Source organism: Streptomyces sp. (genome assembly GCF_036566765.1).
GTDB lineage: Bacteria > Actinomycetota > Actinomycetes > Streptomycetales > Streptomycetaceae > Streptomyces.
In genome coordinates this window covers 1-22,975 of sequence record NZ_DATCVQ010000732.1, presented here as the reverse complement: position 1 = coordinate 22,975, position 22,975 = coordinate 1, and the positions used below count along the sequence as shown (strand labels likewise).

The window sequence follows — 22,975 nt, the reverse complement described above, 5'->3', positions numbered from 1 at the left end:
CAGCGGCCCCGCCCCTTCTCATGTGTCCGTCGCGTCCCGCCCCAGCAGGTCGTGCTCCCGGATCAGCCAGCAGATCGCGGTCAGGCGCAGGGTGGCGAAGTCGTGGCCGACCGGCTCGACCCAGTCGACCTCGGAGAGCCGGTCGGTGAACCCGAGGACGTAGTCGGACAGGTCCTCGCCCCGCACGGACCGGCCGTACGGCAGGTCCGTGGCCCGCCGCTGCGCGGGGATGAGCGCGTCGCACACGGCCGCCGCGTGCTGGTCGACCGCGGCCACCAGGCCCGGCTCGAAGGTGAACTCCGAGAGCCGGGGCATGTAGGCGGCGGCGACTCCGACCAGAGGGGAGCCGGGCGAATCGTTCATCTCTCCACATTAGGTCCGTACCGGTGCGTTCAGGCCGTGAGCTTGGTCGCAGCGTCGGGGTGCTCTCCGGAGACGTGCTCTGCGGACAGGTCCGGGGTGCGCGCCGCGCCCGCCCGCACCCCCGCCGCGCTCACCACGGCCCCCAGCGCGACCATTGCCACCGGCGCCACCAGGGCGGCCCGGAATCCGTCGAGGCCGCCGCCGGCGATCCCGTGCACCGCCGTCACCGCCGAGATGCCGACCGCGGAGCCGAACTGCGTGGCGGTGGTGAGCAGTCCGCTCGCCAGCCCCTGCTCCTCCTCCGCGACGCCGTCGGTGCCGGCGATGGTGAGCGGGCCGTACGCCAGCGCGAAGGCGAGGCCGGTGAGCAGCAGGGTGGGGAACATCGCCGCGTACGACCAGTCCGGGCCGACCGGCAGGAACAGCGCGTACGCGACGACCGCGAGCACGAACCCGCCGAGGATCACCCGGGCGTTGCCGAACCGGGCCACCAGGCGCGGGGTGAGCGTCGGGGCGAGAATCGCGTCGACGCCCATCACCAGGAGCGCGAACGCGGTCTCCAGGGACGACCAGCCGCGCAGCTCCTGCAGGTAGAGCGTGGCGACGAACTGGAAGCCGAAGAAGGAGCCGACGAAGAGCAGCGCCCCGAGATCGGCGCGGATCACGGAGCCCTTGCGCAGCAGCCCGAGCCGTACGAGCGGGGTGGCGGCCCGCCGCTCGACGGCGACGAACGCCCAGCCGAGCAGGAGCCCGGCGGCGAGCACGGCGAGGGTGACGGGCAGGCCGTCGAGCCCGTGCTCGAAGCGGACGATCCCGTACGCGAGCAGCAACATCGCCCCGGCGGCGGTCAGCGCCCCGCCCAGGTCGAAGCCCTCGCCGGTCCGCTCCGCGCGGGACTCCTTCGGGACCAGCCGCAGGGCGACCAGCAGGAGCGCGGCGGCGAGCAGCACCGGCGCGAAGAAGACCCAGCGCCAGCCGAACTGGGTGAGCAGTCCGCCGATGACCAGGCCGAGCGAGAAGCCGCCGGCGGCGGTGCCGGCGAAGACCAGCAGGGCCTGGTTGCGCTGCGGGCCCTCCTCGTACGAGGTGGTGATGATCGACAGCGCGGCCGGGGTCATGAACGCGGCGGCGACACCGGTCACGAACCGGGCCGTGATCAGCATCCAGCCCTCGGTCGCGAAGCCGCCGAGGCCGGAGAAGACGAGGAAGACGGCGAGCCAGCCGAGGAACATGCGGCGGCGGCCGAGGAGGTCGGCGGCCCGCCCGCCGAGCAGGGTGAAGCCGGCGTAGCCGAGGACGTACGCGGACATCACCCAGGCCGCGGCGCCGGTGGACAGTCCGAGATCGGATCGGATGGCGGGGACGGCGACGGCGAGCATGGCGACGTCGATGCCTTCGAGGAAGATCGTCCCGCAGAGGACGAGGAGCAGACTCCAGGCGCGTACGGACACAGCTGTCTCCAAAGCAGGAGGAAGTAGGGGCAGTTACCGACGTGAGGGTCGGTTCCCTCTTGTAACCACCTGCATCCTGCGGCAGCATGACGTGCCATGGAAGAAGGCACTTTGAAGTCACCGAGTCACTGCCGAGTGACCGAGGCCGGCGGGGACACCGACCCCTTCCAGTGGGACACCCGGGAGGACTGCGAGGTCCGGCAGATCCTCGACCGGATCGCCGACAAGTGGTCACTGCTGGTCATCGCCCTGCTCGACCGCCGGAAGCTGCGCTTCACGGAGCTGCGCCGGGAGATCGACGGCATCAGCCAGCGCATGCTGACGGTCACGCTGCGCCAGCTGGAGCGCGACGGCCTGGTGAAGCGGACGGTGCACCCGGTGGTGCCGCCGCGCGTCGACTACGAACTGACGCCGCTGGGCGGCACGTTGCACACGACCATCCGCTCGCTGGTGATGTGGACGGAGCTGCACCAGAACGAGATCGCGGTGGCGCGGGAGGCCTACGACGCGCGGGAGGCGGCGGAGGCGGCAGAGGCGGTGGCGGCGGAGGCCCAGGCGGCGACCGCCGCGGTCTGATGCCTGTAGGCCGACCGCCCGCTACGGCGCCAGGTTCCGCTCCACCTCCCCCATCACGCCCTGCCAGTGGGCGCGTTGGCGCTCGCGCTCGGCCGCGTCGGCCATCCGCTCCTGGTGGAAGCGGAGGACGGTCCTGCCCTCCCCGGCGGCCGAGACGGCGACCTGGAGGGTCGTCGGGCCGTACGTGAGGCGGACCCGGTCCCCCGGTCGGTAGCTGCGCAGTTCGCCGGCGACGCCGTCGGCGGTCTCGTACGGCTCCCCCTTCTCCGTCGGCAGGGAGGCGCCGGACCCGAGCCACAGCGCGACGCCCTCGGGGCTCACGACGAAGTCCCAGACGGCGGCGAGCGGCAGCGGGAAGGTCTTGGAGACGCCGATCTCCCAGCCGGCGTCGCGGGTCAGCCCTGTGGGCATCATTTCTCCCCTTCCGTGTGGGTACGGGCCCGGTGCGCCCGCACCTTGTGGCGGTTGCCGCACCTGTCCATGGAGCACCAGCGGCGGCGCCCGGGGCGGGAGGTGTCGGCGAAGAGCAGTGCGCAGTCGTCCGCGCCGCAGACGCGGATCCGGTCGGCGTACGGCCCGGTCAGCAGCTCCACCGCGTCGCGCGCGACCGTCCCGAGCAGCGCGGAGCCGGTGGCCCCGGGGGCCCAGGCGCGGGTCCCGTCCGCGGCGACCTTCGTGACGAGGGGGGCGCGGGCGGCGGCGGCGTTGAGCACGTCGAGGTCGGCGGCGGGCAGGGGTTCGCCCTGCGCCCGGGCGAGGGCGAGCCGCCAGAGCGCGTCGCGGGTCGTCCGTACGGCGGCGAGCTCGTCGTCCGTCACGACGAGGTCGAGCCCCGGGGCGAGCCGGCAGTCGCGGACCCAGTCGAGCAGCCCTTCGGTCCGGTCGAGCACCTCGTACTGGGCGGCGACGGGCCCGGTGCCGCCGGTGAGCAGGAGCTCCAGGGACAGGGCGCCGGCGTCGAAGCGGAAGACCTGACCGTCGCGGTGGTGCAGCGTCATGGCGGTTGCGGTTGCGGGCTCACTCACGTAACCACTATAAGTGGTTACCATGACAACGCTCCACTGGAAGCTTGTGATCGACGCGGCCGACCCGCACGCCCAGGCCGCCTTCTGGGCCGAGACGCTCGGCTATCTGGACGAGGACCACAGCGCGCTCGTCGAGCGCCTGCTGGCCGTCGGCGCGGTCCCGCCGGACGTGACGCTGACCCACGCCGGCCGGCTCGGCTGGCGCGATCTCGCCGCCGTCCGTCATCCGGACGACCCGTACGAGCCCGAGTCGGGCACCGGCCTGGGCCGGCGGCTGCTCTTCCAGCGCGTCCCCGAGAAGAAGACCGTCAAGAACCGGCTCCACATCGACGTCCACGCCGCGCCCGGCAGACGGGACGCGGAAGTCGCCCGCCTGGAGGGCCTGGGCGCGACGGTCCTGCGTCGTGTCGCGGAGCAGGGCGGCGAGTGGACCGTGATGGCCGACCCGGAGGGCAACGAGTTCTGCGTGCAGTGACGGCGAGGCCGGGCGCACGGGGATGAACGGCCGTGCCCTGGGCGAGCACCGATCGTTCACCCGGTCATGAACAAGATCATCACGGCCGTCGCGCTCGCGCTCGCGGGCGCCGCCGCCCTCGCCTCCCCCGCCCACGCCGACAACGACAGCAACTTCGGCAGCGGCGTCAACGCCGCGAACAACTGGAACTTCACGGCCGCCGCCGTGTGCCTGCAGGAAGTCGCGGTGGTACCCGTCCTGGGCGACTGGGTCGGGGACCACGCCAACAACTGCTCCAACGGCAACGTCATCGACCACTCGAAGTAGTCCGAACGGTCCTACGGGGCTTGTCGGCGCACCTCGAAGCGGAGGCAGCCGTACTCGACGGCCCGGACGTGCACGAGAGCGACGCCCGGGTCCGCGAAGGCCTCCGCGAACGCCTTGTCGAAGCCTCGGCCGGCTCCTCGGGAATCTCCAGGAGCCGGCAGCCTAAGTCGTAGCGACGGAGGGTGCGCAGCGCGCCCGGGCCGGACGAACGGGTACGCGTCGGGGTCCGCACCCGGAGCCGGACCGGTCCGTAGCATGGGGCCGCATGGCCACCTTCGTGCACCTCACCCCCGCCGCCCACACCGCACGGATACGGCGCGGCGGGATCCGGGCGCAGGGGCGCGAGGAGTGGCGGGGCGTGTTCATGTTCCCCGTGCTGCCCTCGTACACGCTCACGCATCAGTGGCTGCGTGAGCTGTCGCGGCGGCCCGGGCCGCGCCAACTCGTGGCGGTGCACCTGAAGTTGGCGGACTCCGAGTCCGTACGCGTGGGGCGGTACAACGACCGCGAACCGGTCATGACCACAGCCGCGGACGCCGTGCGGCGGATCGCCGCGCTGGAGGACGCGCGCGGCTGGGAGGTCTTCCTGCCTCGGGCCGTCGCGGCCCGCGAGGTGCGCGGGATCCGCGCCGTGCGGCAGGTCAACGGGTGGCGGTACTTCCCGAACGCGCACGGCGTGACGCCCTGCACCTGCTTCGGCTGCCGGGTCCGCGGGGAGTACGGGTCCCAGCGGCTGCGCCGCCGCCGGCCTCACCCGTACGACGGGCCGCCGCCCCCGCCGCGCGTCCTGCTCGCGCGGCTCGACGCCGCCGAGGAGCGGGGCGACACGGCCGCGCTGCGCGAGGCGCTGAACTGGTACGGGATGCGCCGCCGCGGACCGCTCCCCCGGCTCGCCGGACTCGCCCGGCACCCCGACCCGGCCGTCCGGACCGCGCTCGTCGAGGCCGTGGCGTACTGGTCGACGCCCGGAGTCCTGGACCTGCTGCGGGAGTTGGCGGACGATCCGCACCCCGATGTGCGCGAGGCCGTCGCCGACGCGCTCGAAGCGCTGGCCGACGACGACGAGCCCGAAGCGCCGGCCGACGACGAGCCCGAAGCGTAGGACGGTCGTCCGTTCAGCGAACAGCCCTGACCGGTTTCCGCTCTTGACGGTGGATCAAACTCTCGTCGAACATTCACCCGCACCACGCACAGCTCTCGCACGTTTCCGTTCCATCCCCGTTCGGAATCCGGAGCCCCCACATGAACCTCTCCGTACACAGACGTGCCACCGCGCTCGCGGCACTCACCGCCCTCGCCGTCTCCGGCCTCGCCGGGACGACGGCGAGCGCGACCCCGCCCGCCGCGCCGAGCGCGCCCTCCGGCGCCCTCGCCGCGCCCGACATCCCGGTCGCCAACGTCAAGCAGCACCTCACCGACCTGCAGTCGATCGCCACCGCCAACGGCGGCAACCGGGCGCACGGGCGCACCGGCTACAAGGCGTCCATCGACTTCGTGAAGGCCAAGCTGGACGCGGCCGGCTACACCACGACCGTCACGCAGTTCACGTACAACGGGACCACCGGCTACAACCTGATCGCCGACTGGCCCGGCGGCGACCCGAACCAGATCGTGATGGCCGGCTCGCACCTCGACTCGGTGAGCTCCGGGGCCGGGATCAACGACAACGGCTCCGGCTCCGCCGCGGTCCTGGAGATCGCGCTCGCGGTCGCGCGCGCCAACTACCAGCCCAACAAGCACCTGCGGTTCGGCTGGTGGGGCGCGGAGGAGCTCGGCCTCATCGGGTCGAACCGCTACGTCGCGAGCCTGCCGACCGCCGAGCGCGCGAAGATCAGCGGCTATCTGAACTTCGACATGATCGGCTCGCCGAACCCGGGCTACTTCGTCTACGACGACGACCCGACCATCGAGCAGACCTTCAAGGACTACTTCGCGGGGATCGGCGTCCCGACCGAGATCGAGACCGAGGGCGACGGACGCTCGGACCACGCCTCGTTCAAGAACGCCGGCATACCCGTCGGCGGTCTGTTCACCGGCGCCAGCCGGGTCAAGACCAGCGCCCAGGTACAGAAGTGGGGCGGCACCGCCGCTGCCTTCGACCGCTGCTACCACTCGTCCTGCGACAACATCTCGAACATCAACGACACCGCCCTGGACCGCAACAGCGACGCCGCCGCGCACGCGGTCTGGACGCTGTCGGGCGCGACGACCCCGCCGACCGGCCCGGTCTTCGAGAACGCCGCCGACGTCTCCATCCCGGACAACGGGGCGGCCGTGACCTCCACGGTCACCGTCTCCGGCGTCGCCGGGAACGCCCCCGCCACCCTCAAGGTCGGGGTCGACATCATCCACACCTGGCGCGGCGACCTGGTCGTCGACCTGGTGGCCCCGGACGGCTCGGTCTACAACCTCAAGCCGTTCTCGTCCGGCGACTCGGCGGACAACGTCCAGACCACGTACACGGTCAACGCCTCCACCGAGGTCGCCAACGGCGCCTGGAAGCTGCGGGTCCAGGACAAGGCCGCCCAGGACACCGGCTACATCAACAACTTCAAGCTGACGTTCTGACGCCCTGGCGTCCTGGCGTCCTGACGCAAAAGAACTCCCGGGTGGGACGGTGACGCGCGGTCCCGCCCCACCCGGGGTCCCAACTGCCCTGCCCCTAGGGGCTACTTGGCCGCGTTCGCGGCCTTCACCAGCGCGTCCGGCGTGACCGCGCCCACGTACACCGTGCCGTTGTCCGTGATCAGCGCGTTGACGATCTTGGTCTTGAAGACGGTGCCGGAGCCGAACTTCCCGTGCACCTCGTCGCCGAGCGAGTCCAGGAAGCCCTGCATCTCCTTCGGGGCGTCGTCCGTCTTCGGCGCCGGCGCACCCGAGTCGATCTTGGCGATCGTCGTCCAGCCCTCACCGATGATCACTGGGCCGCCGTCCTTCAGGCCGCCCTTGCCGCCCTGCTTCGGGCCCAGGTCGCCGAACAGGCCCTCCAGCTCCTTCGGGACCTCGTTGCGCCCCTCGTGCTCCGCCTTGTCGGCCGCGCCCTCGGTCACCTTCGCGCCCTTGGGAGCCTGGAAGGTCGAGGCCGCCGGCTTGCCGAAGTCCACCTTGGTGAAGCCCGCGTCCAGCACGGCCTTGCCGCCCGAGGTCGACGCCAGCGTGAACTTCAGCGGCACGCCGTTCTGCGCGTCCACCGCGATCTTGATCGACTCGACGGTCGAGCCGCTCTGCTTCGGCTTGACGACCAGCTGGTACGCGTCCCGGCCGGCCACCCGGGCGGTGCCGCCGACCGTGACCGAGGTGGTCTTGTCCGCGGCCTTCAGGACCTCGTCCGCGAGCGCCTTCGGGGTGCTCGGGAGCTCCTGCGACTTCTCGTGCCCGCGCTTGGGGCCGTCCTTCGGGCCGTCGGCGTCCTTCTCGTGGACGGCCTCGTTCGCCTTGCTGTCGTACGCCCACACGTCGTCGCCGTTGTGGATCAGGCTGTACTCCTCCTGGCCCTCCAGGAAGGTCAGCCGCTGCTTCTCCGGGCCGTCGGCCGCCACCTTGAGCGTGTGGCTGCCGGACACCAGCTCGGTCAGCTTCGCGGTCGGGTCGGTCGAGGGCTTGCCCGAGCCGGAGTCCGAGCCGGCGAGGCCCGCGAGCCCGGCGAGGGACGGCAGGCCCAGGTCGGTGCTGACCTTGACGGTGCCGGAGAGGGTCTGGGTGTCCGAGGCCGCGATCTTCTCGATGAGCTGCTGCGCGGTGATGTCCGGCAGCTCGGGGTCACCGGACGCCGCGAGGGCCGGGACGAGCCCGATCGTCGCCGCGGCCACGCCGGCCACCGCGACCGGGACGACGTAACGAGTCGCCCGGCGCCGCCCGCGCTCGGCGGTGGTCTCAGTGCTGTCGTTCGGTGCCATGGTCTGTCCTACCTCCGTGGTCGATGACTCCATCTGACCAAAACGGCGGTACGGAATCGTCAGACTGCGGGCTCAACCTCACGTACTGCTACGGGATGACCCGACCCTGAGGAGCCCTAGCCCGCGCGGTGGACCACCGCGTCGCACAGCTCGCCGAGCGCGGTCTTCGCGAAGCCCTCGGGCAGCGGCGACAGCATGGCCCGGGCCTCCTCCGCGTAGCGGACGGTGTCCCGGCGGGCCTGCTCCAGTGCCGGGTGCTCGCGCAGCCGGCGCAGTACCTCGGCGAGCCTGTCGTCGTCCGTGAGGTCGCCGTCGACCAGCGCGACGAGCTCCAGGTCCTCCGGGCGGCCGTGCGCCGCGGCGGCGGCGCGCAGGTGCAGCACCGGCAGCGTCGGGATGCCCTCGCGCAGGTCGGTTCCGGGGGTCTTGCCGGACTCGTGCGAGTCGGACGCGATGTCGAGGACGTCGTCGGCGAGCTGGAAGGCGACGCCGAGCCGCTCGCCGTACTGGGCGAGGACGTCGATGACGCTGTCGTCCGCACCGGACTCTATGGCTCCGAGACGGCAGGAGACGGCGACCAGCGAGCCGGTCTTGCCGCCGAGGACCTCGAGGTAGTGGTCCACCGGATCGACGCCGTCGCGCGGTCCGGCGGTCTCCAGGATCTGGCCCGTCACCAGGCGCTCGAACGACTCCGCCTGGATGCGAACGGCATCGGGACCGAGGTCCGCGAGGAGGTGCGACGCACGGGCGAACAGGAAGTCACCCGTGAGGACGGCCACCGAGTTGCCCCAGCGGCTGTTGGCGCTGGGGACTCCGCGCCGCACTTCTGCCTCGTCCATGACGTCGTCGTGGTACAGCGTCGCGAGATGGGTGAGCTCGACGACGACGGCGGAGGGCACGACGCCCGGCGCGAACGGGTCGCCGAACTGCGCGGCCAGCATCACCAGCAGCGGCCGGAAGCGCTTGCCGCCGGCCTTGATCAGGTGCTGCGCGGCCTCCGTGATGAACGGCACCTCGCTCTTGGTGGCTTCGAGGAGGCCGGCCTCCACCGCTGCCAATCCGGTCTGGACATCGGCCTCGAGAGCCTGGTCCCGCACGCTCAGCCCGAACGGCCCGACGACGGTCACGAGGGGGTCTCCTGTCTCCTGATGTCTGCAGAGGTTCACACGGATTGTCGATGTGTCGCTGGATTCGCTCAAGTCAGCGTATCCGGTCGCGTTTCGATCACCTTGAGCGCCTTCCCGCGACCGCCGGTATGTTCAGGATCGGCTCATACGATCAGGAGCGTCCGCTTTGTCCAGAAGCATCAGCATCCGCAGCGACTTCCCGTACGAGACCGTCCACGAGGACGTCCGCATCCCACTGCCGGACAGTACGCGGTTGTACGCGCGCGTCTGGCGGCCGGTCACCGACGAGCCCGTTCCCGCTCTTCTGGAGTATCTGCCGTACCGGCTGACCGACTGGACCGCGCCCCGCGACGCGCAGCGCCACCCCTGGTACGCGGGCCACGGCTATGCCTCCGTACGGGTCGACCTGCGCGGGCACGGCAACAGCGAGGGCCTGCCCGGCGACGCGCACGACGCGACCGAGCTGGCCGACGCCGTGGCGGTGGTGGAGTGGCTCTCCGCGCAGCCCTGGTGCTCCGGCCGGGTCGGCATGTTCGGCAGCTCCTGGGGCGGCCTGGCCGCCCTCCGGGTCGCCGCGCTCGCCCCGGAGCCGCTGCGGGCCGTCGTCGCCGTCTGCGCCACCGACGACCGCTACGAGGACGACGTCCACTACAAGGGCGGCTCGGTCCTCGCGGTCGACATGCACGCCTGGGCCGCGACGATGCTGGCGTTCGTCTGCCGGCCGCCCGACCCGCGGTACGCGGGCGAGGAGTGGCGCGCGATGTGGCTGAGCCGTCTGGAGGCGGTACGGCCCCTCGTGCACACCTGGCTGGCCCACCAGACCCGCGACGACTACTGGCGGGGCACCGCGAGCCAGGAGAGCCTGTACGAGGGCCTCTCCGGCGCACAGGCGGCCGTCCTGGCCGTCGGCGGCTGGCAGGACCCGTACCGCAACGCGGTGCTGCGGCTCGTCGAACGGCTCCCTCAGGACCGGGTGCGCGGGATCATCGGCCCCTGGGCTCACCAGTACCCGGACCGCGGGCTGCCGCCCGGCCCGTCGATCGGCTTCCTGCAGGAGACCCTGCGCTGGTGGGACCGCCACCTGAAGAACGACACGGCCTTCGGCGCGGGCGACGTGATGGCCGAGCCGCTGCTGCGCTCCTGGATCACCGCCTCGCACCCGCCGGCCACGGTGTACGAGGAGCTGCCGGGCCACTGGGCGACCGACCCGTCCTGGCCCTCGCCGTACGTCACACCCGTCCGGTACGCGCTGGGCGGCGAGCCGGTCCTGGTCCGCTCGCCGCAGCACACCGGCCTGGACGCGGGCCGCTTCCTGCCGCTCGGCCACGACGCCGACCTGCCGCCCGACCAGCGCGACGAGGACGCCCATTCGGCCTGCTTCGACTTCCCCGTCCCCGCGGAGGCCGAGCCGCTGGAGATCCTGGGCCGGCCGCGGGCGACCCTGACGCTGCGCTGCGACGCCCCCACCGGCCAGGTGGTCGCCCGGCTCTGCGACGTCGCCCCGGACGGCGCCTCGACCCTGGTCACCCGGGGCGTGCTCAACCTCTCCGCCCGCTACGGGACCGACCGCGCGGTGGAGGCGCAGGTCGGCGAGACGGAGGACGTGCTGATCGACCTGGACGCCGCCGGGCACGCCTTCGCGCCCGGCCACCGGGTCCGCCTCGCGGTCTCCTCCGCGTACTGGCCGTGGATCTGGCCGCAGCCGGACGCGGCGGGCTTCACCCTCTTCCCGGTCGGCTCCGGCCTCACCCTGCCGATCCGCTCCCACACCGGGGACGCGGTCGAGTTCGAGCGGCCGGAGCACGCCGAGCCGCTGGAGGTGGTGATCCCGGCGACCCTGGAGGAGCCCCGGCCGGAGCGGCTGGTGGTGCGGGACGTGGCGAAGGGCGAGTGGCGCCTGGAGGTCGACCCGGGGCCCGGCGGCACCCGGGTCCACCCGGACGGCCTGGAGGTCACCGAGGAGGCCCTGGAGACGTACACGATCGCCGAGGACGACCCGCTGTCCGCCCGCACCCGCTCGGACTGGTCCATCCGGCTGCACCGCCCGGAGGACGCCTGGGACGTCCACGTCACCACCCGCTCGGAGCTCACCTGCGACGCGGACGCGTTCACCGCCTCGGACGAGGTGATCTGCACGGAGGGCGCGGAGGTCGTCTTCCACCACACGTGGGAGCAGCGGATCCCGCGCACGGCGGGCTGACCCGGCGTACGGGAACGGGCCCGCACCCCCTGCCGGGGATGCGGGCCCGCCTCACGCGTTCGTGTGACGCGTCGTGGTTACGCGTCCGAGCCGGCCTTGCGGCGGCGGACGACGAACATCGCGCCGGCGCCGAGCGCGACGGCCGCCGCGCCCGCCATGGCGATCTGCGGGACGGCGTCGCTCGAACCGGTCTTCGCGAGCGAGCCGGTCGTGGTGCCGGTGGTCACCGGGGCAGTGGACTTGCCGCCCTGGGCGGTGTGGCCCTCGCTCGGCTTGCCCTTGGCGTCGTCGACCTTGCCCGGCTTGCTGCCCTTGGCGAGGATCTCGAACTCGTACACGTCCAGGTCCGGCGTGCCGCCGCAGGACTCGTCCTTGTTCCAGTAATCGCCGGCGACGAGGGCCGCGCCCTGGCCGGCCGGGACCTTGGCGTCGACCTTCAGGCGGAGCTTGACGTTCACGGAGGACTTGGCCTTCAGCGGGCCGATGTCGCCCATGCCGAAGTCGGCGCCGTCCTCGGACTCGTCGTCGGCGTCCTTCCAGGACCCGTTGGTGTAGTACTCCAGGTCAAGGTGCTTGTCGAGCTCCTTGAGGCCGGCGGCGTCGAAGGCGTGGACGAAGACGTACGGGTAGACCTCGTCCAGCTTCTTGTCGGTGCCGTTGGTGACCTTCAGCGAGAAGTTCACGGTGGTGCCGCCGACGACCTTGGACGGCAGACCGCTGACGACGGTGGTGAACTTCGGCTCGGGGACGCAGTCGTCGCCACCCTCCTCGCCCTCCTCCGCCTTGGCGTCGGCGAGCGCCTTCTCGGCGGCCTTGAGGGCCTTGGAGGCGTCTTCCTTGGCCTTCGTGGCGAGGTCCAGGACCCGGAACGCAACGGCGCGCTCGTCGTCACGGTCCTTGACCGCCGTGTTGTAGTCGTCGTCGGCGAGGGCCGTCTTGGCACCGAGACCGGTGGCGACCTTCTTCGCGTCCTCGACGGCCTTCTCGGCGGCGGCCTTCTCCTCGGCGGTGGCCGTCTCGGGCAGCGCCTTCAGGGCGGCCTCGGCCTCGGCCTGCTTGACCTCGGCGGCCTTCCAGGCAGCGTAGGCCTCGTCGGCGACCTTCTTCGCCTCGACGACGGCCTTGGCGAGCGGAGCGTCGTCCTTCGTGACGGCCTCGACCTTGGCGGTGGCGTTCGCGAGGGTGATGACCGCGGCGTCGTACGCCTTCTGGGCCGCCGTGACGCGGCGCTCCAGCTCCTCGATGGTCGGCTTCTGCTGCTCCTGCTGGGCGGCCGGCTTGGTGTCGGCGAACGCGGGAGCGGCGGACAGGAGCACGACCGGGGTGGTGACGGCGGCGGCCACGGCCGTCGCCAGAATGCTGCGAATTCTCAAGACAGAACCTTTTCCTGTGCTCGGGAAAGGACAGGTGGAAAAAAGAAAGGGTGCGGTTCGCCGCTGCGGAAATGGTCACGCAGCGGCGAAGCGTGCCGTGATGCTATGGCCCCAAGTCGGCCCCGCGAGAACGTTTTTGCGGGCCTCACGGCGGGCAGGCGACCGAACCGGGCAACGAAGGGGAAAAACCCGGACAGTTGCCCACGATCACCCAGGTTTTTCTGTGACGCATGTCATGTCCCCGACTTGCGACCGGACACGGGGTCCGGCTCATCGGACACTGCCGCCGCGCCCGGCCCCCGTCGTAACGTGTCCTCCACACCCGTGGAAAGCGAGGCAGGCACCGATGTCCGAGCAGAGCCCGCTCGATCTGGCCGAGGGCGACCCCTTCGGCCCGCACAACCTTCCGTACGGCGTCTTCAGCACCCCCGACGAGCCCGGCCGGCGCCGGCTCGGCGTCCGCATCGGCGACTCGGTGCTGGACGCGGGGGCCGCGGCGCACGCCCTGGGCTCCCCGTACGCGGCGCTGCTCGCGCAGCCGAGCCTCAATCCGCTGCTCGCCGCCGGGCGCACCGCCTGGCGCGACGTGCGCCGGGCGCTGACCGCCTGGGTGACCGTGCCCGCGCACCGGGCGGACATCGAGCCGCTGCTGCACCCGCTGGACGCGGTCACCCTGCACCTGCCGTACGAGGTCGCCGACTACGTCGACTTCTACGCCAGCGAGCACCACGCCACCAACGTCGGCCACATCTTCCGGCCGGACGGCGAGCCGCTCACCCCCAACTGGAAGCACCTGCCGATCGGTTACCACGGCCGCGCCGGCACCGTCGTGGTCTCCGGCGCCGACGTCGTCCGCCCGTGCGGGCAGCGCAAGGCCCCGTCCGACCCGGCGCCGGTCTTCGGCCCCTCGGTCAAGCTGGACATCGAGGCGGAGGTCGGCTTCCTCGTCGGCACCCCGTCCGAGCACGGCGCCCCGGTGGCGCTCGCCGACTTCCGGGACCACGTCTTCGGTCTGACGCTGCTCAACGACTGGTCGGCCCGGGACATCCAGGCCTGGGAGTACGTGCCGCTCGGCCCGTTCCTCGGCAAGTCCTTCGCCACCTCGGTCTCCGCCTGGGTGACCCCGCTGGAGGCCCTGGACGCCGCCCGGACCGACCCGCCGGCCCGGGACTTCGACCTGCTGCCGTACCTGGACGACTCCGCGGAGGAGGAGCCCGGCGGCTACGACCTGCGGATCACCGTCCGGATCAACGGCGAGGTGGTCTCCGAGCCGCCGTTCTCGACGATGTACTGGACGGCCGCCCAGCAGCTCGCCCACATGACGGTCAACGGCGCCTCGCTGCGCACCGGCGACCTGTACGGCTCCGGCACGGTCTCCGGACCCGAGGTGCACCAGCGCGGCTCGCTCCTGGAGCTGACCTGGAACGGCCGCGACGCGATCGAGCTGCCCACCGGCAAGCGGACCTTCCTGGAGGACGGCGACGAGGTCACCCTGACCGCCTGGGCCCCCGGCCCCGACGGCACCCGGGTGGGCCTCGGAGAGGTGACGGGCCGGATCGCGCCCGCCCGCGCGCTCTAGGCACACGACAGGGCCCGGCCCCCGCTTGCGCGGGGACCGGGCCCTGAGTCGTGCTCCTGCCGCTCCTACCGGACGAACACGCTCGCCTGGCCGGCCAGGTCCAGGAAGTACTGCGGCGCGACGCCGAGCACCAGCGTGACCGCGACGCCGACGCCGATCGTCGTCATCGTCAGCGGCGAGGGCACGGCGACCGTGGGGCCGTCCGCCTTCGGCTCGCTGAAGAACATCAGCACGATCACCCGGATGTAGAAGAACGCGGCGATCGCCGAGGACACCACGCCGACCACGACCAGCGCGCCCGCGCCGCCCTCCGCGGCCGCCGTGAAGACCGCGAACTTGCCGGAGAACCCGGAGGTCAGGGGGATGCCGGCGAAGGCCAGCAGGAACACCGCGAAGACCGCGGCGACCAGCGGCGAACGCCGGCCCAGACCGGCCCACTTGGACAGGTGGGTGGCCTCGCCGCCGGCGTCCCGGACCAGCGTGACGACCGCGAACGCGCCGATCGTCACGAAGGAGTAGGCCGCCAGGTAGAACAGCACGGACGAGACGCCGTCCGGGGTGGCCGCGATGACACCGGCCAGGATGAACCCGGCGTGCGCGATCGAGGAGTACGCGAGCAGCCGCTTGATGTCGGTCTGGGTGATGGCGACGATCGCGCCGCCCAGCATGGTGACGATGGCCACCGCCCACATGACCGGCCGCCAGTCCCAGGTCAGGCCCGGCAGCACCACGTACAGCAGCCGCAGCATCGCGCCGAACGCGGCGACCTTGGTGGCCGCGGCCATGAAGCCGGTGACCGGGGTCGGCGCGCCCTGGTAGACGTCCGGGGTCCACATGTGGAACGGCACCGCGCCGACCTTGAACAGCAGGCCCGTCAGGACCATGGCGAAGCCGATCAGCAGCAGCGCGTCGTTGCCCATGGTGTCGGCGAGGGCCGGGTCGACCGAGCCGACCGAGCCGTCGACGACGCTCGCGATGGTGGCGTACGAGACGGAGCCCGCGTAGCCGTAGAGCAGTGCGATGCCGAAGAGCAGGAACGCCGAGGAGAACGCGCCGAGCAGGAAGTACTTCACGGCCGCCTCCTGCGACAGCAGCCGCTTGCGGCGGGCGACGGCGCAGAGCAGGTACAGCGGGAGGGAGAAGACCTCCAGGGCGACGAAGAGCGTCAGCAGGTCGTTGGCCGCCGGGAAGACGAGCATCCCGGAGACCGCGAACAGCGCCAGCGGGAACACCTCGGTGGTGGTGAACCCGGCCTTGACGGCGGCCTTCTCGTGGTCGCTGCCGGGGACGGCGGCGGCCTCGGCGGCGAACGAGTCGACCTTGTGGCCGTGGTCGGCCGGGTCGAGCCGGCGCTCGGCGAAGGTGAAGACCGCGACGATCGACGCCAGCAGGATGGTGCCCTGCAGGAAGAGCGCCGGGCCGTCGACGGCCAGCGCGCCCATCGCCGCGATGCCCGCCTTGGTGGTGCCGTAGCCGGCGGCAGCGAGGCCGACGACGGCGGCGAACGCGGCGGCCAGGGAGACCACGCTCAGGAACACCTGGCTGAAGTAGCGGCCCTTGCGCGGCACGAAGGCCTCGACGAGGACGCTGACGACCGCCGCGCCGAGGACGATGAGGACGGGCGCGAGCTGCCCGTACTCGATGTCCGGGGACGGGATCCGGCCGATGGGCTCGGCCGCCGTCGTCCACAGGCTGTGGACAGCCGTTGCGCTCACTTGGCCGCCTCCACTTCGGGGGTGGGGTCCTTCTGCTGGACGTCGGACATGGTGTGCTGGACCGCCGGGTTGACGATGTCCGTCAGCGGCTTCGGGAACACACCGAGGAAGAGCAGCAGGGCGATCAGCGGTGCGACCACCGCCAGTTCACGCACCCGCAGGTCGGGCATGGTCCGCACCTCCTCCTTCACCGGGCCCGTCATCGTCCGCTGGTACAGGACGAGGGTGTAGAGCGCGGCGAGGACGATGCCGGTGGTGGCGACGATGCCGGCCACCGGATAGCGGGAGTACGTGCCGACCAGAACCAGGAACTCGCTGACGAAGGGCGCGAGTCCGGGCAGCGACAGGGTGGCCAGAGAGCCGACCAGGAAGGTGCCGGCCAGCACCGGGGCGACCTTCTGCACCCCGCCGTAGTCGGCGATGAGGCGCGAGCCGCGGCGCGAGATCAGGAAGCCGGCCACCAGCATCAGCGCGGCCGTCGAGATCCCGTGGTTGACCATGTACAGCGTCGCGCCGCTCTGGCCCTGGCTGGTCATCGCGAAGATGCCCATGATGATGAAGCCGAAGTGCGAGATCGAGGCGTACGCGACCAGGCGCTTGATGTCCCGCTGGCCGACCGCGACGAGCGCGCCGTACACGATGCTGATCAGCGCGAGGACGATGATCGCCGGGGTGGCCCACTCGCTCGCCTCGGGGAACAGGCCGAGGCAGAAGCGGAGCATCGCGAAGGTGCCGACCTTGTCGACCACGGCGGTGATGAGGACGGCGACCGGGGCGGTCGCCTCCCCCATCGCGTTGGGCAGCCAGGTGTGCAGCGGCCACAGCGGCGCCTTCACCGCGAAGGCGAAGAAGAAGCCGAGGAAGAGCAGCCGCTCGGTGTTGGTCGCCATGTCCAGCGAGCCGTCGGCCCGGGCGGCCATGATCTCGGTGAGCGAGAAGGTCCCGGCGACCACGAAGAGCCCGATGACGGCGGCCAGCATGATCAGGCCGCCGACCAGGTTGTAGAGCAGGAACTTGACCGCTGCGTACGAGCGTTGGGCCGCCGCGTTCTCGTCCGAGCCGGTGTGGGCCCGGTCCCCGAAGCCGCCGATGAGGAAGTACATCGGGATGAGCATGGCCTCGAAGAGGATGTAGAAGAGGAAGACGTCGGTGGCCTCGAAGGAGAGGATCACCATCGCCTCGACGGCCAGGATCAGGGCGAAGAAGCCCTGGGTCGGCCGCCAGCGGCTGGACTTCGTCTCCAGGGGGTCGGCGTCGTGCCAGCCGGCCAGGATGATGAAGGGGATCAGCAGCGCGGTGAGCGCGATCAGCGCCACCCCGATGCCGTCCACGCCCAGTTCGTAGCGGACCCCGAAGTCGGCGATCCAGGCGTACGACTCGCGGAGCTGGTACCGCTCGCCGCCGGGCTCGAAGCGGACCGTGACGACCGCCGCGAGCACCAGCGTGACCAGGGAGACCAGCAGGGCCAGCCACTTGGCGGCGGTGCGCTTCGCGGCGGGGACGGCGGCGGTGAGCACCGCGCCGGCCGCCGGCACCGCCGCCGTCGCCGTCAGCAGGGGGAACCCTGCGTTGACCATGTCGGACATGGCGATCACACCGCCCTCATCAGCAGGGTCGCGGCGATCAGCACCGCCGTACCTCCGAACATGGAGACCGCATACGAGCGGGCGTAGCCGTTCTGCAGCTTGCGCAGCCGGCCGGAGAGTCCGCCGACCGACGCCGCGGTCCCGTTGACCACCCCGTCGACGAGGCTGTGGTCGACGTAGACGAGCGAGCGGGTGAGGTGCGTGCCGCCCCGGACGAAGACGACATGGTTGAAGTCGTCCTGGAGCAGGTCGCGGCGGGCGGCCCGGGTGAGCAGCGAGCCGCGCGGGGCGGTGACCGGGACGGGCCGGCGGCCGTACTGGAGGTAGGCGAGGCCGACTCCCAGGAGCATGACCGCGACGGTGGCGGAGGTGACGGCCGCCGCGCTGAGCGGCGAGTGCCCGTGCGCGAAGCCGGTGACCGGCTCCAGCCACTCCACGAATCCGGCGTACTCGAAGAGGGCGCCGGCGCCGACCGAGCCGACGGCCAGCAGGACCATCGGGATCGTCATGGACTTCGGCGACTCGTGCGGGTGCGGCGGCTCGCCGTTGTCGTCCGGCTGCCAGCGCTTCTCGCCGAAGAAGGTCATCAGCATCACGCGGGTCATGTAGTACGCGGTGATGGCCGCGCCCAGCAGGGTGCAGGCGCCGAGGATCCAGCCCTCGGTGCCGCCCTTTGCGAAGGCCGCCTCGATGATCTTGTCCTTGGAGAAGAAGCCGGACAGGCCCGGGAAGCCGATGATCGCGAGGTAGCCGAGGCCGAAGGTGACGAAGGTGACCGGCATGTACTTCCGCAGGCCGCCGTAACGGCGCATGTCCACCTCGTCGTTCATGCCGTGCATGACCGAGCCGGCCCCGAGGAACAGCCCGGCCTTGAAGAAGCCGTGCGTCACCAGGTGCATGATCGCGAAGACGTAGCCGATCGGGCCGAGGCCGGCCGCGAGGACCATGTAGCCGATCTGCGACATCGTCGAACCGGCCAGGGCCTTCTTGATGTCGTCCTTCGCGCAACCGACGATCGCACCGAAGAGGAGCGTGACCGCGCCGACCACGACGACCACGAGCTGGGCGTCCGGGGAGGCGTTGAAGATGTCGGCGGAGCGGACGATCAGGTAGACGCCGGCGGTGACCATGGTGGCCGCGTGGATCAGGGCCGAGACCGGGGTCGGGCCCTCCATCGCGTCCCCGAGCCAGGACTGCAGCGGCACCTGGGCCGACTTGCCGCAGGCGGCGAGGAGCAGCATCAGCGCGATCGCCGTCATCTTGCCCTCGGACGCCTCGCCGGTCGCCTCCAGGACCGGGCCGAAGGCGAAGGTCCCGAAGGTGGTGAACATCAGCATGATCGCGATCGACAGGCCCATGTCGCCGACCCGGTTGACCAAAAAGGCCTTCTTGGCGGCGGTGGCCGCGCTGGGCTTGTGCTGCCAGAAGCCGATCAGGAGGTACGAGGCGAGGCCGACGCCCTCCCAGCCCAGGTACAGCAGCAGGTAGTTGTCGGCGAGGACCAGGATCAGCATCGCCGCGAGGAACAGGTTCAGATAGCCGAAGAAGCGGCGCCGGCGCTCGTCGTGCTCCATGTACCCGATCGAGTACAGGTGGATCAGCGAGCCCACGCCGGTGATCAGCAGGACGAAGGTCATCGACAGCTGGTCGAGCTGGAAGGCGACGTCCGCCTGGAAGCCCTCGACCGGGATCCAGCTGTAGAGCGTGACGTTCAGCGCCCGGTCCTCGGCGGGCTTGCCGAGCATGTCGGCGAAGAGCACCAGGCCCATGACGAAGGAGGCGGCCGCGAGCAGCGTGCCGAGCCAGTGCCCGGCCTTGTCCAACCGCCGCCCGCCGCACAGCAGCACGGCCGCTCCGAGCAGCGGCGCCGCGATGAGCAGCGCAATCAGGTTCTCCACGATTCAGCCCCTCACAGCTTCATCAGGCTGGCGTCGTCGACCGAGGCCGAGTGGCGGGAACGGAACAGCGACACGATGATCGCGAGGCCGACCACGACCTCGGCGGCGGCGACGACCATCGTGAAGAACGCGATGATCTGGCCGTCGAGGTTGCCGTGCATCCGGGAGAAGGTCACGAACGCCAGGTTGCAGGCGTTGAGCATCAGCTCGACGCACATGAAGACCACGATCGCGTTCCGCCGGATCAGCACCCCGGCCGCGCCGATGGTGAACAACAGGGCGGCGAGATAGAGATAGTTGACCGGATTCACCGGGTGGCCTCCTCTTCGTCCCGGTCGCGGCCGAGCCGCTCCTCGGAGCGCTGCTCCAGCGCCTTCAGATCGGCCAGCGCCTGGCCGGAGACGTCCCGGATCTGACCGCGCTTGCGCAGGGTCTGCATCACGGACAGCTCGGCCGGGGTGCCGTCCGGCAGCAGACCGGCGACGTCCACCGCGTTGTGCCGGGCGTAGACGCCGGGGGCGGGCAGCGGCGGCACCTGTGTGCCGCGGCGCACGCGCTGCTCGGCCAGCTCGCGCTGGGTGTGGGCCTTCTCGGTGCGCTCCCGGTGGGTGAGCACCATCGCGCCGACGGCCGCGGTGATGAGCAGCGCGCCGGTGATCTCGAAGGCGAAGACGTACTTGGTGAAGATCAGGGCCGCGATGCCCTCCACGTTGCCGCCCTGGGCGCTGTTGGCGGCGCCGAGGCCGGCGAACTCCTTCAGCGAGGCGTTCCCGATGCCGGCGGCGAGCAGGATGCCGAAACCGAGCCCGCAGGCGGCGGCCCACCAGCGCTGGCCCTTGAGGGTCTCCTTCAAGGAGTCCGCGGCCGTGACGCCGACCAGCATGACCACGAAGAGGAAGAGCATCATGATCGCGCCGGTGTAGACGATGACCTGGACGACGCCCAGGAAGTACGCCCCGTTGGCGAGGTAGAAGACCGCAAGCACGATCATGGTCCCGGCGAGGCAGAGCGCGCTGTGCACGGACTTGCGCATCAGGACGGTGCACAGGGCGCCGACCACCGCAACGGTGCCGAGGACCCAGAACTGGAACGCCTCACCGTCGGAGGTGACAGCGGCGGCGAGCGCGGCGCTCATGCGTCCACCTCTTCCGGTTCGCCCTTCTCCCCGTTGGACGCGGCGACCTGACGGACCGTGCCGGGCGCGGCCTCGCTGACCAGGCCCCGGTAGTAGTCCTGCTCGTCCATGCCCGGGAAGATGGCGTGCGGGGTGTCGACCATGGTCTCTTCGAGGCCCGCGAGCAGCTGCTCCTTGGTGTAGATCAGGTTCTCGCGGCTGGAGTCGGCCAGTTCGAACTCGTTGGTCATCGTCAGCGCCCGGGTCGGGCAGGCCTCGATGCACAGCCCGCACAGGATGCAGCGGGCGTAGTTGATCTGGTAGACCCGGCCGTACCGCTCGCCCGGCGAGTAGCGCTCCTCGTCGGTGTTGTCCGCGCCCTCCACGTAGATGGCGTCGGCCGGACAGGCCCAGGCGCACAACTCGCAGCCGACGCACTTCTCGAGCCCGTCCGGATGCCGGTTGAGCTGGTGCCGGCCGTGGAAGCGCGGCGCGGTCGTCTTCTGCTGCTCCGGGTACTGCTCGGTCAGCCGCTTCTTGAACATGGCCTTGAAGGTCACGCCGAAGCCGGCCACCGGATTCTGGAAATCAGACACCGTCCGCCTCCTTTCCATCACTCTCGGTAGCAGTATCGGGGGCGCCGCTGACAACCAGTTCTCGCTCGGAGCGAGGCCGCCTGCGCGGCACCGGCGGCAGGGTCTGTCCGGGCAGCGGCGGTACGGGGTACCCGCCGGCCATCGGGTCGAAGGGGCGGCCGTCCTCGGGCTCGGCCCGCTCGGCCCCGCCCCTCCGGTCGCGGAACATGTCGGCGACGAAGGACAGCAGCAGGACGGCGAGCACGGCGCCGGCCACGTACAGCACGATCGTCTGGAAGTCGTAGTTCTCGTTCCGCAGCGCCCGGACGGTGGCGACCAGCATCAGCCAGAGCAGGGAGACCGGGATGAGTACCTTCCAGCCGAGCTTCATCAGCTGGTCGTAGCGGACGCGGGGCAGCGTGCCGCGCAGCCAGATGAAGAAGAACAGCAGCAGCTGCACCTTGAGGACGAACCAGAGCATCGGCCACCAGCCGTGGTTCGCGCCCTCCCAGAAGGTGGAGATCGGCCACGGGGCCCGCCAGCCGCCGAGGAAGAGGGTCACGGAGACCGCGGAGACCGTCACCATGTTCACGTACTCGGCGAGCATGAACATCGCGAACTTGATGGACGAGTACTCGGTGTTGAAGCCGCCGACCAGGTCGCCCTCGGACTCCGGCATGTCGAACGGGGCGCGGTTGGTCTCGCCGACCATCGTGATCACGTAGATGATGAACGACACCGGCAGCAGGACGATGAACCAGCGGTCCGCCTGCGCCTCGACGATCGCCGAGGTCGACATCGACCCGGAGTAGAGGAAGACGGAGGCGAACGCGGCGCCCATGGCGATCTCGTACGAGATCATCTGCGCGCAGGAGCGCAGGCCGCCGAGCAGCGGGTACGTGGAGCCCGACGACCAGCCGGCGAGCACGATGCCGTAGATGCCGACGGACGCGATCGCGAGGACGTACAGCATCGCGATCGGCAGGTCGGTGAGCTGCATCGTGGTGCGCTGCCCGAAGATCGACACCTCGTTGCCGGAGGGGCCGAAGGGGATCACCGCGATCGCCATGAACGCGGGGGCGGCGGCGATGATCGGCGCGAGGATGTAGACGACCTTGTCGGCCCGCTTGACGATCACGTCCTCCTTGAGCATCAGCTTGATGCCGTCCGCGAGGGACTGAAGGAGGCCCCAGGGGCCGTGCCGGTTGGGCCCGATGCGCAGCTGCATCCAGGCGACGACCTTGCGCTCCCACACGATGGAGAAGAGCACGGTCACCATCAGGAAGGCGAAGCAGAAGACCGCCTTGATCAGGACGAGCCACCAGGGATCCTGCCCGAACAGGGACAGGTCCTCCGCGGCGAGCAGCGTGTTCATGCCTGCACCTCCTTCGACGTCGCCGGGCCGATGCGGACCAGGTCGCCGGGGTGGGCGCCCGTGGCGGAAAGCACCGCGGATCCGGGCGAGTTCAGCGGGAGCCAGACCACGCGGTCCGGCATGTCCGTGACCTGGAGCGGGAGCGCGACGGTGCCGGCCGGGCCGGTGACCGCGAGGGCGTCGCCGTCCTTCACGCCGGTCTCCGCGGCCGTCGTGGGCGACAGCCGGGCGACCGCCGCGTGGCGGGTGCCGGCCAGCGCCGTGTCGCCCTCCTGCAGCCGGCCCAGGTCGAGCAGCATCCGGTGGCCGGCCAGGACGGCCTCGCCGTCGCCGGGCCGGGC

General features: G+C 71.2%; 23 protein-coding genes. 7 read left to right on the top strand and 16 right to left on the bottom strand.

Annotated features, from left to right (window positions below; translation table 11 throughout):
* Window positions 1-18: 18 nt before the first annotated feature.
* Together VIU94_RS42575 and VIU94_RS42570 are read right to left on the bottom strand one after the other, a co-directional pair.
* Window positions 19-363 (bottom strand): DUF6401 family natural product biosynthesis protein, encoded by a 345-nt coding sequence (locus tag VIU94_RS42575; protein WP_331920713.1) that lies wholly within the window; start codon window positions 361-363, stop codon window positions 19-21.
* A gap of 29 nt (window positions 364-392) precedes the next feature.
* Complete coding sequence (locus tag VIU94_RS42570; protein ID WP_331920711.1) at window positions 393-1,814, bottom strand: MFS transporter; 1,422 nt, start codon at window positions 1,812-1,814, stop codon at window positions 393-395.
* Between the two features lie 96 nt (window positions 1,815-1,910).
* Here VIU94_RS42570 and VIU94_RS42565 point away from each other — a divergent pair, with 96 nt between their 5' ends.
* A complete protein-coding gene (locus VIU94_RS42565) occupies window positions 1,911-2,390 on the top strand; it encodes a winged helix-turn-helix transcriptional regulator (protein WP_331920709.1) in 480 nt (159 codons plus the stop codon).
* Between the two features lie 21 nt (window positions 2,391-2,411).
* On the opposite strand, the gene VIU94_RS42560 is transcribed toward VIU94_RS42565, so the two are convergent.
* Together VIU94_RS42560 and VIU94_RS42555 are read right to left on the bottom strand one after the other, a co-directional pair.
* Window positions 2,412-2,801: an SRPBCC family protein gene (locus tag VIU94_RS42560; protein WP_331920707.1), complete on the bottom strand. Its 390-nt coding sequence runs from the start codon at window positions 2,799-2,801 to the stop codon at window positions 2,412-2,414.
* Window positions 2,801-3,388 (bottom strand): CGNR zinc finger domain-containing protein, encoded by a 588-nt coding sequence (locus tag VIU94_RS42555; protein ID WP_331920719.1) that lies wholly within the window; start codon window positions 3,386-3,388, stop codon window positions 2,801-2,803. The genes VIU94_RS42560 and VIU94_RS42555 overlap by 1 nt, the downstream gene beginning before the upstream one ends.
* 49 nt (window positions 3,389-3,437) lie before the next feature.
* Between VIU94_RS42555 and VIU94_RS42550 the strand changes: the two genes are divergently transcribed.
* Window positions 3,438-3,890 carry a VOC family protein gene (locus VIU94_RS42550; RefSeq protein WP_331920705.1) on the top strand — a complete coding sequence of 151 codons (453 nt, stop codon included), beginning with the start codon at window positions 3,438-3,440 and terminating at the stop codon, window positions 3,888-3,890.
* A 66-nt stretch (window positions 3,891-3,956) separates the two neighbouring features.
* Window positions 3,957-4,196 (top strand): hypothetical protein, encoded by a 240-nt coding sequence (locus VIU94_RS42545; protein ID WP_331920703.1) that lies wholly within the window; start codon window positions 3,957-3,959, stop codon window positions 4,194-4,196.
* Window positions 4,197-4,207: 11 nt separating this feature from the next.
* Here the strand turns inward: VIU94_RS42545 and VIU94_RS42540 are convergent, their stop codons facing one another.
* Window positions 4,208-4,453, bottom strand: coding sequence for a DUF1203 domain-containing protein (locus VIU94_RS42540; RefSeq protein ID WP_414721107.1), 246 nt, complete (start codon window positions 4,451-4,453; stop codon window positions 4,208-4,210).
* An 8-nt stretch (window positions 4,454-4,461) separates the two neighbouring features.
* Between VIU94_RS42540 and VIU94_RS42535 the strand changes: the two genes are divergently transcribed.
* The gene (locus VIU94_RS42535; protein ID WP_331920701.1) at window positions 4,462-5,298 is read left to right on the top strand and encodes a HEAT repeat domain-containing protein; all 837 of its coding nucleotides are present in this window, start codon (window positions 4,462-4,464) and stop codon (window positions 5,296-5,298) included.
* Between the two features lie 140 nt (window positions 5,299-5,438).
* Entirely contained in the window at window positions 5,439-6,764 is a 1,326-nt protein-coding gene (locus VIU94_RS42530) for a M28 family metallopeptidase (protein ID WP_331920699.1), read from the top strand.
* A gap of 101 nt (window positions 6,765-6,865) precedes the next feature.
* On the opposite strand, the gene VIU94_RS42525 is transcribed toward VIU94_RS42530, so the two are convergent.
* Window positions 6,866-8,092, bottom strand: coding sequence for a LolA family protein (locus VIU94_RS42525; protein WP_331920697.1), 1,227 nt, complete (start codon window positions 8,090-8,092; stop codon window positions 6,866-6,868).
* Between the two features lie 116 nt (window positions 8,093-8,208).
* Complete coding sequence (locus VIU94_RS42520; RefSeq protein WP_331920695.1) at window positions 8,209-9,219, bottom strand: polyprenyl synthetase family protein; 1,011 nt, start codon at window positions 9,217-9,219, stop codon at window positions 8,209-8,211.
* A gap of 178 nt (window positions 9,220-9,397) precedes the next feature.
* On the opposite strand from VIU94_RS42520, the gene VIU94_RS42515 reads away from it, so the two are divergent.
* Window positions 9,398-11,419 (top strand): CocE/NonD family hydrolase, encoded by a 2,022-nt coding sequence (locus tag VIU94_RS42515; protein ID WP_331920717.1) that lies wholly within the window; start codon window positions 9,398-9,400, stop codon window positions 11,417-11,419.
* 77 nt (window positions 11,420-11,496) lie between these two features.
* On the opposite strand, the gene VIU94_RS42510 is transcribed toward VIU94_RS42515, so the two are convergent.
* Window positions 11,497-12,792, bottom strand: a complete 1,296-nt coding sequence (locus tag VIU94_RS42510; RefSeq protein WP_331920693.1) for an LAETG motif-containing sortase-dependent surface protein — start codon at window positions 12,790-12,792, stop codon at window positions 11,497-11,499.
* A 346-nt stretch (window positions 12,793-13,138) separates the two neighbouring features.
* Here VIU94_RS42510 and fahA point away from each other — a divergent pair, with 346 nt between their 5' ends.
* On the top strand, window positions 13,139-14,371 hold the full coding sequence (fahA, locus tag VIU94_RS42505) for a fumarylacetoacetase (protein WP_331920691.1): 1,233 nt from the start codon (window positions 13,139-13,141) through the stop codon (window positions 14,369-14,371).
* A gap of 65 nt (window positions 14,372-14,436) precedes the next feature.
* On the opposite strand, the gene nuoN is transcribed toward fahA, so the two are convergent.
* From nuoN to VIU94_RS42465, 8 genes are all read right to left on the bottom strand, one after another.
* Complete coding sequence (gene nuoN / locus VIU94_RS42500) at window positions 14,437-16,086, bottom strand: NADH-quinone oxidoreductase subunit NuoN (protein WP_331920689.1); 1,650 nt, start codon at window positions 16,084-16,086, stop codon at window positions 14,437-14,439.
* On the bottom strand, window positions 16,083-17,663 hold the full coding sequence (locus VIU94_RS42495; RefSeq protein ID WP_331920715.1) for an NADH-quinone oxidoreductase subunit M: 1,581 nt from the start codon (window positions 17,661-17,663) through the stop codon (window positions 16,083-16,085). The genes nuoN and VIU94_RS42495 overlap by 4 nt, the downstream gene beginning before the upstream one ends.
* Before the next feature lie 14 nt (window positions 17,664-17,677).
* Window positions 17,678-19,570, bottom strand: coding sequence for an NADH-quinone oxidoreductase subunit L (gene nuoL, locus VIU94_RS42490; RefSeq protein WP_331920687.1), 1,893 nt, complete (start codon window positions 19,568-19,570; stop codon window positions 17,678-17,680).
* Window positions 19,571-19,581: 11 nt separating this feature from the next.
* Window positions 19,582-19,881, bottom strand: coding sequence for an NADH-quinone oxidoreductase subunit NuoK (gene nuoK, locus VIU94_RS42485; protein WP_018101339.1), 300 nt, complete (start codon window positions 19,879-19,881; stop codon window positions 19,582-19,584).
* A complete protein-coding gene (locus tag VIU94_RS42480; protein WP_331920685.1) occupies window positions 19,878-20,705 on the bottom strand; it encodes an NADH-quinone oxidoreductase subunit J in 828 nt (275 codons plus the stop codon). The genes nuoK and VIU94_RS42480 overlap by 4 nt, the downstream gene beginning before the upstream one ends.
* Window positions 20,702-21,298 carry an NADH-quinone oxidoreductase subunit NuoI gene (nuoI, locus tag VIU94_RS42475; RefSeq protein WP_331920683.1) on the bottom strand — a complete coding sequence of 199 codons (597 nt, stop codon included), beginning with the start codon at window positions 21,296-21,298 and terminating at the stop codon, window positions 20,702-20,704. The genes VIU94_RS42480 and nuoI overlap by 4 nt, the downstream gene beginning before the upstream one ends.
* Window positions 21,273-22,634 carry an NADH-quinone oxidoreductase subunit NuoH gene (gene nuoH / locus VIU94_RS42470; protein ID WP_331920681.1) on the bottom strand — a complete coding sequence of 454 codons (1,362 nt, stop codon included), beginning with the start codon at window positions 22,632-22,634 and terminating at the stop codon, window positions 21,273-21,275. Before nuoH ends, nuoI begins: the two co-directional genes overlap by 26 nt.
* The coding region (locus VIU94_RS42465; RefSeq protein WP_331920679.1) for a molybdopterin dinucleotide binding domain-containing protein at window positions 22,631-22,975 on the bottom strand (345 nt) is incomplete at its 5' end. The genes nuoH and VIU94_RS42465, both read right to left, overlap by 4 nt.

Coding starts and splice junctions, on each gene's coding strand:
- VIU94_RS42575 (WP_331920713.1), bottom strand. CDS start 363: ATGAACGATTCGCCCGGCTCCCCTCTGGTCGGAGTCGCCGCCGCCTAC.
- VIU94_RS42565 (WP_331920709.1), top strand. CDS start 1,911: ATGGAAGAAGGCACTTTGAAGTCACCGAGTCACTGCCGAGTGACCGAG.
- VIU94_RS42560 (WP_331920707.1), bottom strand. CDS start 2,801: ATGCCCACAGGGCTGACCCGCGACGCCGGCTGGGAGATCGGCGTCTCC.
- VIU94_RS42555 (WP_331920719.1), bottom strand. CDS start 3,388: ATGACGCTGCACCACCGCGACGGTCAGGTCTTCCGCTTCGACGCCGGC.
- VIU94_RS42550 (WP_331920705.1), top strand. CDS start 3,438: ATGACAACGCTCCACTGGAAGCTTGTGATCGACGCGGCCGACCCGCAC.
- VIU94_RS42545 (WP_331920703.1), top strand. CDS start 3,957: ATGAACAAGATCATCACGGCCGTCGCGCTCGCGCTCGCGGGCGCCGCC.
- VIU94_RS42540 (WP_414721107.1), bottom strand. CDS start 4,453: ATGCTACGGACCGGTCCGGCTCCGGGTGCGGACCCCGACGCGTACCCG.
- VIU94_RS42535 (WP_331920701.1), top strand. CDS start 4,462: ATGGCCACCTTCGTGCACCTCACCCCCGCCGCCCACACCGCACGGATA.
- VIU94_RS42530 (WP_331920699.1), top strand. CDS start 5,439: ATGAACCTCTCCGTACACAGACGTGCCACCGCGCTCGCGGCACTCACC.
- VIU94_RS42525 (WP_331920697.1), bottom strand. CDS start 8,092: ATGGCACCGAACGACAGCACTGAGACCACCGCCGAGCGCGGGCGGCGC.
- fahA (WP_331920691.1), top strand. CDS start 13,139: ATGTCCGAGCAGAGCCCGCTCGATCTGGCCGAGGGCGACCCCTTCGGC.
- VIU94_RS42495 (WP_331920715.1), bottom strand. CDS start 17,663: ATGGTCAACGCAGGGTTCCCCCTGCTGACGGCGACGGCGGCGGTGCCG.
- VIU94_RS42480 (WP_331920685.1), bottom strand. CDS start 20,705: ATGAGCGCCGCGCTCGCCGCCGCTGTCACCTCCGACGGTGAGGCGTTC.
- nuoI (WP_331920683.1), bottom strand. CDS start 21,298: ATGGAAAGGAGGCGGACGGTGTCTGATTTCCAGAATCCGGTGGCCGGC.
- nuoH (WP_331920681.1), bottom strand. CDS start 22,634: ATGAACACGCTGCTCGCCGCGGAGGACCTGTCCCTGTTCGGGCAGGAT.